The 12116-nt window shown below is 39.1% G+C and carries 8 protein-coding genes, 1 tRNA gene and 1 pseudogene; 9 read left to right on the plus strand and 1 reads right to left on the minus strand.

Annotated elements, in window-relative coordinates; all coding sequences use genetic code 11:
• The first annotated feature begins 2 nt into the window (after nucleotides 1-2).
• The 8 genes and pseudogenes from PSI23_RS04305 (at nucleotide 3) to PSI23_RS04340 (ending at nucleotide 9600) form a co-directional block, all read left to right on the plus strand.
• Nucleotides 3-78, plus strand: a tRNA-Phe gene (locus PSI23_RS04305).
• A gap of 165 nt (nucleotides 79-243) precedes the next feature.
• Nucleotides 244-1514, plus strand: a pseudogene (locus PSI23_RS04310) (tyrosine-type recombinase/integrase).
• A 139-nt stretch (nucleotides 1515-1653) separates the two neighbouring features.
• Nucleotides 1654-1848 (plus strand): helix-turn-helix transcriptional regulator, encoded by a 195-nt coding sequence (locus tag PSI23_RS04315; RefSeq protein ID WP_273553912.1) that lies wholly within the window; start codon nucleotides 1654-1656, stop codon nucleotides 1846-1848.
• A gap of 107 nt (nucleotides 1849-1955) precedes the next feature.
• Nucleotides 1956-4394, plus strand: coding sequence for a toprim domain-containing protein (locus PSI23_RS04320; protein ID WP_273553923.1), 2439 nt, complete (start codon nucleotides 1956-1958; stop codon nucleotides 4392-4394).
• 1214 nt (nucleotides 4395-5608) lie between these two features.
• Nucleotides 5609-6604 carry an aKG-HExxH-type peptide beta-hydroxylase gene (locus PSI23_RS04325; RefSeq protein WP_273553913.1) on the plus strand — a complete coding sequence of 332 codons (996 nt, stop codon included), beginning with the start codon at nucleotides 5609-5611 and terminating at the stop codon, nucleotides 6602-6604.
• A gap of 22 nt (nucleotides 6605-6626) precedes the next feature.
• Nucleotides 6627-7544: an FkbM family methyltransferase gene (locus PSI23_RS04330; protein WP_273553914.1), complete on the plus strand. Its 918-nt coding sequence runs from the start codon at nucleotides 6627-6629 to the stop codon at nucleotides 7542-7544.
• A gap of 23 nt (nucleotides 7545-7567) precedes the next feature.
• The gene (locus PSI23_RS04335) at nucleotides 7568-8995 is read left to right on the plus strand and encodes an MFS transporter (RefSeq protein ID WP_273553915.1); all 1428 of its coding nucleotides are present in this window, start codon (nucleotides 7568-7570) and stop codon (nucleotides 8993-8995) included.
• A 14-nt stretch (nucleotides 8996-9009) separates the two neighbouring features.
• On the plus strand, nucleotides 9010-9600 hold the full coding sequence (locus PSI23_RS04340; protein ID WP_273553916.1) for a GNAT family N-acetyltransferase: 591 nt from the start codon (nucleotides 9010-9012) through the stop codon (nucleotides 9598-9600).
• Between the two features lie 24 nt (nucleotides 9601-9624).
• On the opposite strand, the gene PSI23_RS04345 is transcribed toward PSI23_RS04340, so the two are convergent.
• On the minus strand, nucleotides 9625-10218 hold the full coding sequence (locus tag PSI23_RS04345; protein ID WP_273553917.1) for an ATP-dependent Clp protease proteolytic subunit: 594 nt from the start codon (nucleotides 10216-10218) through the stop codon (nucleotides 9625-9627).
• A gap of 1233 nt (nucleotides 10219-11451) precedes the next feature.
• Here PSI23_RS04345 and PSI23_RS04350 point away from each other — a divergent pair.
• Nucleotides 11452-11724, plus strand: coding sequence for a helix-turn-helix domain-containing protein (locus tag PSI23_RS04350; protein ID WP_141554520.1), 273 nt, complete (start codon nucleotides 11452-11454; stop codon nucleotides 11722-11724).
• Nucleotides 11725-12116 lie beyond the last annotated feature (392 nt).

Genomic DNA, 12116 nt, shown 5'->3' on the forward strand with positions numbered 1-12116 from the left:
TAGCCCGGATAGCTCAGTCGGTAGAGCAGGGGATTGAAAATCCCCGTGTCGGTGGTTCGATTCCGCCTCCGGGCACCACTTCAAATTCCAGTGAAGTCCAGCCCAGTCAAACAATTCTTAGCAAGTCCTGCAAAATCAATACTATTTCCTATTTCTACGTCTAGTTTCGTCTGTTGCAATCAAGATGCAGCGAAGGGCATAATTCGGGGCACTTACCGTCCGATTAAAGGAATGCCCTTAATAATGAAACTAAACGCACGACAAATCGAAACTGCAAAACCCAAAGAAAAAACCTACAAACTCGCCGATGGCGGGGGCCTTTATTTAGAAGTCTCGTCACGCGGTTCAAAATACTGGCGCATGAAGTATTACCGCCCGACCGATAAGAAAGAAGATCGTCTGGCATTTGGTGTTTATCCGGCAGTATCGTTAGCCGATGCCCGCGCCAGACGGGATGAAGCCAAAAAGCTGATGGCACAGGGCATCGATCCCAAAGCCGAAAAGAAAGGCACCCCTCACCCGCCAAAGTGAACTCGTTTGAAGAAGTCGCCCGTGCATGGCACGCCAGTAACAAACGCTGGAGTGACAGACATAGCCAAACAGTGCTGCGCAGCCTTGAGCAGTCTATTTTCCCACAGATTGGCAGGCTCGATATCACCACATTAAGAACCAGCCAGCTTTTAGCCCCCATCAAAGCCATTGATGATGCGGGTAAACACAACATTGCCCAGCGATTGCAACAACGTGTTACGGCTATCATGCGCTATGCCGTCCAGAATGATATCCTCGAATCCAGCCCTGCCAGTGATATGGCCGGCGCACTTTCCACCGTAAAATCACGCCATCACCCTGCCCTGCCTCATGAAGATTTACCGGATTTCCTGAACCGATTGTCTGTTTATCGCGGGCGTCTGCTGACCAAAATCGCGGTAGAACTGGCACTGCTGACGTTTGTCCGTTCCAGTGAGCTGAGATTTGCCCGTTGGCAGGAAATCGACCTTGAAAATGCTGTATGGAAAATTCCCGCCACAAGGCAACCCATCAAAGGCGTTCGCTTTTCTGAGCGCGGCATGAAAATGAAAACAGATCACCTTGTGCCGTTAAGCCGTCAGGCTGTTTTGCTTATCAAAGCATTGCAGGTACTGAGTGGTAACTGCGAAGTCATGTTCCCAAGCGATCACGACTCCAAAAAAGTCATGAGCGAAAACACGGTTAACAAGGCATTACGGGCGATGGGCTACGATACCCAAACCGAAGTCTGCGGGCACGGCTTCCGCACAATGGCACGCGGTGCCATGGGGGAATCCGGTCTGTGGAGCGATGATGCCATCGAACGCCAGCTCAGCCATATCGAACGAAACAACGTCAGAGCGGCGTATATTCACACCTCCAAACATCTGGACGAACGGCGGCTGATGGTGCAGTGGTGGGCGGATTATCTGGATGCGAACCGGGAAAAACCCATCACGCCGTATGACTTCGCCAAACCGCTGCGCGACAGAAAGAACCGTTAGTACAATTTGCAACCCGTTAATTTTCATCGGGAGAAAAACAATTAACGCTGTTCATTTAATCTTGCATTTTAAATAATCCGCCTGTCATCAAACAACGTCCACGGTGAGCGCTCAGGGACGCGGTAACAGGAAAATGAATATGACAATGGCAGCATTAAAAACAAGTTTGATTCGTTTGCCGGAAGTGCAACGCAGGACAGGTTACAGCAAAGCGTGGATCTACAAACTGATTAGCGATGGCGAATTCCCGAAGCAGGTCAAAATCGGCCCACGTTCCGTAGCTTTTATTGAAGCAGAAATTGATGACTGGATTGCACAATCGCGGGTGGCATAACACAGAAAAGACGATGACATAATAAACCGAACATAAAACACAACGCCCCGAAGTGCTACCAACACTGCGAGGCGTTTCACCAACAATCATTAAGAAAGGTAAAAATGATGGCTGATACACAGCATACCCAAACTCGCTCTAAATTTACAGATCAAAAAACAACAAGCAACCACAAACCGCTTGATCTTATCCAAACCGTCAAAACTTCGGCTATGTACTCATGGCAAAACCTGCTACCAGCTTGTGGTATCACTGTTCCGGCAAAAGGTAAACATGGTGCCTGTCCGGTTTGTGGCGGCACTGACCGCTTTCACTTTATCGACGACCATCATCACGGCAACTGGCACTGCCGCCAGTGTGATGCCCCGAACTATGGCGATGGACTGGATTTAGTGGCAAAAACCAATGGGATCTCGATTCTTGAAGCAGCAAAAGTTATTGCTAACGTGCAAGCATTGCCTTTACCAGAACTCAAGCCCGCCAAAGAAATTACCTATCCAACACAACCCATTGCCGACAGAGTGGCGGCACTGATGGCACAGACTGTCGCCGGGCAATCGCCCTATTTGACCGCAAAAGGGCTGCCCTGCCCTAATCAGCGGCTATTGCCCGACAATTCGGTTGTGCTGCCGTTGACAACACTGGATAAAAAAATCACCGGTGCACAGATTATCAAACCCAATGGCGAGAAAAAATTATTGTCCGGTAGCCAGAAAAAAGGCGCGTTTATTGCCGCATCAGTGCTGGAAACGTATCCCAACACGGTGATCATCACCGAAGGTTACGCCACAGCCCTGACCGTTAACCAGTTACATCAAGGCAGCGCTCTGGCGGCACTGGATGCAGGCAATTTATTTTCTGTCGCCAAAGCTGTTCGGGAACGCTGGCCGGACGTAAAAATCATTATTGCCGCAGACAATGACTGGCATAGCCCCGACGAACTGGATAAAAACGGCAAACCCAAAGTGAATACCGGCAAGCTCTCGGCAGAGAAAGCAGCGCTGGCGGTGAATGGTTGGATCTCGTTACCACCGACAGAGTACAAAGCCGACTGGGACGATTATCGCCAACAATATGGTTTGGACATGGTAAAGCGGGCCTTTGCCAAGGGGTCTCATCAACCAACATCAGCCAAGAAAAAACCAACAACTCAAACTAATGATACCGAGCCTTCAAAACTGACATTATGCCAGATGGGAGCCAGCCAGCGCGGAGAGGTGTTACTGGCGCGTTATTACGGTGATTTAGCATTGGATGGCGCTTCGGAAACCGTTCATCACTATGATGGTATTGTCTGGCGTCCGGTCAGTGACCGCGATTTAAAGCGGGAAATGGTGGCAGCCTTTATGGAAGAAAAATTGCCTTACTCACCACATGGCATCAGCTCTGCGGTGGATGCCCTGAAATTACAGCTTCCCATGATGCAGCCACCAGAACGCCACTTAATTGGATTCAGTAACGGCGTATTTGATCTGAAAGCCTGCCGATTCAGACCTCACCACAAATATGATTGGTTATTGCTTGCCAATGACGTTGAATTCAATTCCCCCATTTCGGGGGAAACGCTAAAAGACCATGCTCCGCAATTCTGGTACTGGCTCAATCGGGCAACCGCTAGTTGTGAAAACAAGTTTAATCGGGTACTAGCGGCGCTGTTTATGGTATTGGCGAACCGTTACGACTGGCAGCTTTTTCTGGAAGTTACCGGTGCTGGAGGCAGCGGCAAAAGTATCTTTGCTGAAATTTGTTCAATGCTGGCAGGTAAGGGCAATACCGTTTCCGCCAGTATGGCCGCACTGGAAAACCCACGGGAACGGGCGCTGATTGTTGGCTACTCGTTGATTATCCTGCCAGACCAGACCCGCTATGTGGGCGATGGTTCTGGCATCAAAGCCATTACAGGCGGGGATGAAGTAGCCATTGACCCGAAGCATAAACAGCCCTACTCAACCCGTATTCCTGCGGTGGTGTTGGCGGTAAACAATAATGCCATGAGTTTCAGTGATCGCAGTGGTGGTATATCGCGGCGTCGAGTGATTTTCAACTTTTCCGAAGTTGTGCCCGAAAATGAGCGTGATCCACTTCTGCGGGAGAAGATTGCAACAGAATTGCCTGTGATTATCCGGCATCTGCTGCATAGGTTTGCTGACCCACAAGCTGCAAGGCGTTTACTGGCAGAGCAACAAAAGTCCGCAGAAGCACTGGATATCAAACGTGGTACAGATCCACTGGTCGATTTTTGCGGTCATCTTATTGCTTCCCATGAGGCTGATGGCCTGTTAATCGGCAATGCGGAGATTGTGCCGTTCAATCCTCGTAAGTATCTTTATCATGCTTATCTTGCTTATATGAAAGGTAATAATCTGAATAAACCCGTTTCCGTAACGCGATTTGGCATGGATATGCCGGGCGCACTGGCGGAGTACGGGCAGCATTACCTGCGCAAGAAAGGCAAACAGGGCATTCGCAGCAATCTGAGCCTCGATATTGATACCGCCATCGAGTGGCTGCCAAAACTGACAAGGGATAACCTGCCAGAAGAATAATTTTTTTCTTTATTGATGATAATTTTCAAAGAAATATAAAAAAGTGTTCACTACTGTTCGCTCTATAATTTAAACCATATATATCAATATATTATGGGGTGAATAGTTATTTTTAAACTGTTCACAACTATTCAACTCTATTCACCTTTTCAGATTTGAGGTGAACGGTCAGGTGAAGAGTGGTGGTGAGTTTGATATTAAGTTATCACCACTTAACAAATTGAATTTAAATATAAATATTTAAAGGTGAACAGGGTGAACAGTTTTATCCCTAATTCTTTAGGCGGTGGGGGTAAGTAAAAAGTTTTTTCTGGCAGGTGTTTTTTCAGCTCTCAGGGTTACCGGGGTAATGTATTAGCCCGGTAACCCTGAGAAGACAAGCGCAGCGCGTCAGTGCGATTTTAGACCGTTATTCCACACCAATTTTAGACGTTATTTTGGGTAGGCCTCTATATGAACGTATCAGTTGACATCATTTCCATGAGGTTATATCTTTTAGGATTACTTTGTCTATTCTGATAAGGAAGATCTCTTTACCCTAAAGCAATAGTTTCTGTTTTTTAGATGTATATGAGTTCACTTACTGATGAAGTATAAAATAAACTTGTGAAGCTTATCACGAAAAACAAATCAAAAAATAGGTGTAAAATAAAACGTTAAACGGTTGTTTTATCTTAAATTTAATTAATTAAAATATAACTAACAATTCAATAAAAGCAAAATAAAATAAATATGTAATATTCGAAATTCACTATTACCAATAACAAAATAGATATAAAGTTAAATTAAAAATTAACATGTTACGCATTTTTATTATATAATCAAAAAAACACGCATAATATTATTGCCTAAATATTGAGTTTCAATTTTTATCTGGTAGCATCTCTTTTACCAGATACACTAATCTATCTGATCGTGTCATTAATCAGTATAATCTGGTGAGTTTCATTAGTAAATCAACTATATTAAATCTAGGAGATACACTATGAGCACTGAAAAAAAAGATAAGAAAAATAGCAAAGTAAAACTCGATAGCAAGAAGATTTTTTCCGCCTCAGCAAATCGAGTGGTTCCTATTATGGATCAAGTAAACTAATCTATAGTTATTGCCGCAAACGAAAATTTTGCGGCAGTATTTCTTTTGAAAGAGTCAATTGCAAATTGTCATCATACCAATGTTGATATAAAAACACTTTTTATTGATAGGGATATTTATGCTTGATATATATGATGCTCGCCCAGATGCAAAAAGAGACATTGAAATTCGGGAACAGATAAATGAACGTATTATTAATAGTCTTTCATATATTTTCGAACAATGTAATGCATCCAATTTTAATTGTAAGTCAGCAGAAGAAAAAACAAACAATTTAAATAAGAAAAGCAAAATTAGTGGAATGATACATGTATTACATAATAGACTATTGAAAGCTATTGAAGATGACAATGATTTTTTAATTAAACACATATTAAATTGTTTTAATGAGTTAGATTATATTGAACAGTCACCACGCACTATAGGGCTATTTACTAGTGGGTATACACAATCATTACATCAACTTTATTATGATACATGTGACTATGGAATGATAAATACTTATGGTTATCACTTTGATGGAAATACCCCGTCAAAAAAAGAATTAGAGCATTCAACACACTCTATGAAAAAAGCATTGAGTAGGATGGAAGAAGTTGATTCTGATCTATTTGATGAGCTTAACTCTTTAATTACAGACATTATCATTGTTAACTCTCCTACTATGAACGCTGGGTCATCATTAAATACATTTGGAATTATAAGAATGAGCCAATTAAGAGAAAATCAAATTTGGACTCGGTATTTAGAAAACTTAGCTCATGAGGCTGGACATAATCATTTAAACATGCTTTTTTTTATTGATCCAATAATTATAAATGAAGACAGTGGAACATATAAGTCTCCATTACGTCGAGAGGCGAGACCATTGAGTGGGATATATCACGCAATGTTTGTTCTTGCTAGAACAATGCGAATTTTAAAGAAATTAACTACTCATCGTGATTATGATCCAATTCTAGAGAGAGTTGATACTGCATATAATAATGCTAATAATCCAGCTTCATTTGAAGAGAAATTTAATGATTGTTGGAGTATAATTTTAGAAAATGCAAAATTAACTGAACTAGGAAAAAAATTGATGAATAGTACAAGAGAAATGGCTTTTGAATAAATTTTAATTAGGTGTATAAAATATGGCTATAAAACCCCTCATGGATTTATATAAAAAAATCATAAAGAAAAATAGAAATATAAACATAGTAGATATAGGTGCAGCCAATTTTGATACAACAAAGAATAATTACAATGGAATAACTGAATCATATCCATTCAATATTTATGGTTTTGAGCCTAACCCTGATGAATTCGAAAAATTAAAAACAAATAGGGATGCAAGGGTTAAATATTTTCCATATGCTATTGGAGATGGAGGTACACATAAACTGTCTATTTGCCAGGTTCCTGGATGCTCATCCCTTCTAATACCTAACTTAGAAGAAATGAAAAAATACAAATCCTTTTCTGAATGGATGTTGGTTGTGGATGAAAGAATGGTTCAAACAAAACGCCTTGACGATATAGATGATATAAAATATATAGATTTATATAAAATTGATATTCAAGGCTGTGAATATCTTGCCCTATATAACTCTCTGGAGAAACTTAAAAGCACTCTTGTAATTGAATGTGAAGTTGAATTTGTAGAACAATATATAGGGCAACCTAGATTTTCTGAAATAGAAATTTTGCTACGTTCACAACATTTTAATTTTGTTAAATTTATGGGGTATGGCACAAGAACGTTGGAACCAATAACGATAAATAATAATCCTTTTATTTATGGAAATCAATGGATATGGAGTGATGCCTTGTTTATTAGGAGTATAAATGATTGGGATAGCATGTCTAGTGAAAAACTTTGTGTTCTTGCTATAATTCTTGCTGAATCCTATGAACTGTATGATTTTGCATACAAAGCTATATCAATAATAGATAAAAGAAATAACACAAAATATTCTGATGGATTTTTGAAATGGCTAAATGAAAACCTTGAAGACGAATTCGAAATTGACTCAACTGATTATTTTAAGTTAATTTTCAATAAGATATAAGATTAGAGTGTTGATATAATATTATGACAAAATTTGTAAAAAAAAGACATGATATCCTTATAATTATCTGCTGCGCTGCATTTGTGATACCTTTGGTTTTTACTGGCCCTGCAATTTCCCTTCATGCAGTGAAAAATGATATAGGAGGAGATAGATTTTCACTAGAATGGATAATAAATTCTTATGTCATTGCATTCGGTGGATTTGTTATGGCTGCTGGTGTTGCAGGAGATTATATCGGAAGAAAACTATGTTTTATAACTGGTTTGATGCTATTTACCCTTTCATCTACATGTATTGCTTTCAGCCATAATTTATCCATAATTATTACAATGAGAATGCTTGAAGGTATAGGTGGTGCATTAGTATCTACCTCAGCTACATCGTTATTAGCTCAAGAATTTTATGGGAAAAATAAAACTATTGCATTTTCATTATTAGGTACATCTTTTGGAGCTGGACTTGCATTTGGCCCTATTATTGCTGGTTTTATGATTGATTATCTGGGTTGGCGATCACTCTATTGGGGCATATCTATTTTTTCCATCCTCATTTTTTCATTAGGAAAGTGGAGAATTAAAGAATCAAAAAATAATAATGCCGAACGTCTAGATTGGATTGGTATTATTATTTTCACTTTAGCTTTAATACTTTTCACATACGCACTTATTTTAAGTGGGAAAGTTGGGTTCAGTGATATAAGAGTATATACAATAATATCTTTTGTAATTCTTCTTATAATTGTGTTTTATATTGTAGAAAAACGTGTAAATAATCCATTACTCGATATATCTTTGTTTAAGATTCCTTTGTTTTTTGGGGTGCAATTACTACCTTTATTAACTGCTTTTAGTTATATATCTCTTTTTGTGTATTTACCAATATGGCTTATGATTGGGGGTGGTTTTAGTGCATCTCAAACAGGAGTAATTATTTTGCCTTTAACCCTGCCGATGCTTGTTATTCCGCTTCTCTCTGGTTATCTTGCGAAGAATTACCCAATTAATAATATTTCTGGTATTGGTTTTTTTATAGCTTCCGTTGGAGTATATATGCTAATAAATTCCACATATGAAAAAATTTGGTTAATATCTTTTGCTATGGCATTGATAGGAATTGGTAATGCCTTACCTTGGGGGTTAATGGATGCTTTATCCGTCAGTGTTGTTCCTCAAGAAAAAGCAGGATTAGCATCTGGGTTGTTTAATACTATGCGGGTAGCAGGTGAAGCTATTGCTATCACACTTGTAGGATCATTGATAAACATACTTACTTCGAAATATATCAATTCCAATTCAATTATCGGTAATGATCAGATAATTGCTTATTCCTACATAGAAACATTTCAAGTCTTTTTCATAATTATATTTATCTTAAGTTTGCTGGCTGGATTGTTTTGCCTTATCTTTCTAAAAGAAAGTGATCGTATTAATAATACAACAAATAAATAACCTAGGAGTTCTTTATGCTAATAAATAATTTCCCTCTTTTGTATTTCACATCAAATTTAATTCTACGTAAATTTGAAAAAAAAGATTTCATCAAATATAAGAACTATCATTCATTACCAGAAGTTTATAAATTTTTATATATCCCAACTCCCACAGATAGAGAAATCAGGGATCAATTTAATAAAATCCTTAATCCTGCATTTAATGATAATGGTGATGAAATAAGACTTGCTGTAATTTCACGAGAGACTAATGAGTTAGCTGGAGAAATAATGCTAAGATTAACTAATAAAAAATCGCAACAAGGAGAAATAGGTTGTATATTCCACCCATTATATCAAAAAAAATCTATAGGAACAGAATCTTTAGGTGCGTTGATAGATATTAGTTTTGAATATTTTAAATATCATAGAATCTATGCAAGATTAGATGTTTTAAATGTAGGCTCTAAAAAATTAGTTGAAAAGCTAGGAATGCGTCAAGAAGCACACTTATTACAAAACGAGTGTGTTAATGGAATATGGAGTGATATGTATATATATGCAATTCTGATAGATGAGTGGAAAGCGCCTATGTTTTTAAAAAAAACAGGATATAATGGGTGAGCTTTTGCCCACCCTTGTTATTATTCATTTATAATTGATATCTTCCCATTTGGTTATTATTTTCCCTACAATTCCATATTCAGTAGCCTGTTTAGGACGCATCCAATAATTTCTATCAGTATCTTTTTCTACCTTCTCTATCGGTTGTCCTGTGGCATCACTGATAAGCTGATTTATCCGACTACGTATCAACAAGAATTCTCTAGCTTCAATTTCAATATCAGATGCTCTTCCTTCGTATCCTCCTAAAGGTTGGTGTATCATAAAACGAGTATTTGGAAGTGAGTAGCGATTTTCTTTTTTGGCAGCAAGAAAAATAGTAATACCTGCACTTGCAACCCAACCGGTTCCTATTATAAATACTTCTGGTTTTATAAATTTAATCAAGTCATGAATAGTATCACCAGCTTCAACATGTCCACCCTGACTATTAATAAAAATCTTGATTGGCTCGTTACTTATTTCTTGTAAAATTAGTAGCTGTGTTGTTACCCTTTCAGCTAGTTTTTGATTAATTTCGCCAGAAATAATAATACATCTAGACTTTAATAAATTACTTTGCTCATAGGGGATCTCTTTAGAAATCTCAGGGGACTCTTTTGATGATTCTTCTAACATAATACAGACCTCTTATACTTGAATTGAGTAAAAGCATATTTAACTTGATGTTCCGAATGTGAACTATATTTCTTATGTGAAAAATTCACCAATAAAATTTTCAAATTATTAGTATTCAATTGCTATAGATTGAAAAAAGCGCTAACCTAAGCCTGTTTATTCACCATCATAGATGGTACATAGCCGCTAAAAACGGTTATAAAAACTCCTGTAGCCTGAAAGGGAGAGCAAGCATTGCGGTACATCTGCGCACTTTTGGAAGCAGATATCGTCGGATAAATAACCATGTATCGACGATGAAAGTTTCCCGGTGTTACTCATCACCGGCTACTCACACAACAGAGCAAAACAGGCTCTGTCTTACGTCAAACGATACAATTTTTATCTGTACAACATTCATTCACATTTTCAATTCATCACGATAAACGTCCCGAAAACTTCGCGGCGTCACTTGTGTTTAAGCGGAGCGATTACCAAGTGACGCCGCCGGATGGCCAACGTCCAGAGCACGTCCGGTCTGGCTTTACGACCGATTTGAACCCCGTATTACTCAGTGAAACCACTTTTTATTGGCATTTTTCTGCCTTAATTCACTTATTTCGTTTGTTTTTCACTCACCGCCTTGTAATAGGCCGATGCAGTAAAGAAAGGAGATATCACACGTCACGAATAATGAGGCGTTCATCCTGATTGAATCAGGCACTGAACGGGGAGTAAACCATCGCCGTGCTGAGCACGCAGCGAACTCCTGCAAAAACTCAACATAACCCTCGCCCTGCTACACATTATCTGACGCACCACGGAATGGTGAACCTAACCGACACGCAGGGAAAATGTTTCGAAATGAGTAAAATTAGTCTGAAAATCACAGGGAAAATACGGATAGCGAAGCGATCACGAACGAGAATAAATAACAAAGATTGATTTAGCCGCCCGTATTCTCCCCTGAGTTTATGCGCTCTGAGAGGAGGAATAACCGTTAAACTTAGTCGTTCGATTATTGTGTTAGGTAAAACAATCAGTTAAAGTATTCCCGCCATTAGCAAAATCTAATGGTCAAGGTTTTGCAGCCTTGTGCACTTATACACTGGTAAGATACTTTACCAGTGTTCTTGCTATTACCTTTTCAATGGTGGTTCAGGCTGGGGAGGCTATGCCTCGCCGGAATAAGTGCCGGTCTGCAAACCCTGTCTGAATCGCCACCATCAATATTAATTAATGGAAGGGGTAGCAATGAATAACAATAATGTTCAAAATGACTGGCATCAGGCCGATATCATCGCAGCATTGCGCAAACGCGGGACAACCTTGGCAGCGGTTTCTCGTGAGGCAGGACTCAGTTCATCGACATTGGCAAATGCATTCAGCAGACCGTGGCCGAAAGGTGAATGGATCATTGCAGATTACCTTGGCATCCATCCCTCAGAGATCTGGCCCAGCCGTTATTTCGATTCTTATACTGGTGAATTATTAGAAAGGAAAGCCCGCTCTAAGCCACAGGAATAACCCGCTGTAATTTGTGATCGATGTCGTAAAAATGAATATTTTTTATATCAAGCCCTGAGATCAAAATGGCAGCCCAATTTGACCATTTTTAACCCTCACGGCTTTTTTGCTTTAAGATGATTTAAAAGTACACAATTAGTAATATAAATAAGAAAAATCAGTCATATATATAATAAAAAGCAAGCAAAAAAACTTAGGGGCATTAAAAGGGGCATAAAAGGAAGGCAAGGTTATATACTTTGATTATTCAACAAGTTATAATGTTTTTCGATTCCGCCTCCGGCACCAAGATTTTAAAGCTAATTTGTTGAATACTATCAAGTAATTAACAAATAAGTTAAAATTTAGGGCTGTTAAGAAAATGTTAAACAATTGGTAGCCTGGTTTGTACG

Source organism: Xenorhabdus yunnanensis, assembly GCF_028598805.1.
In the GTDB taxonomy this organism is placed as follows: Bacteria; Pseudomonadota; Gammaproteobacteria; order Enterobacterales; family Enterobacteriaceae; genus Xenorhabdus; species Xenorhabdus yunnanensis.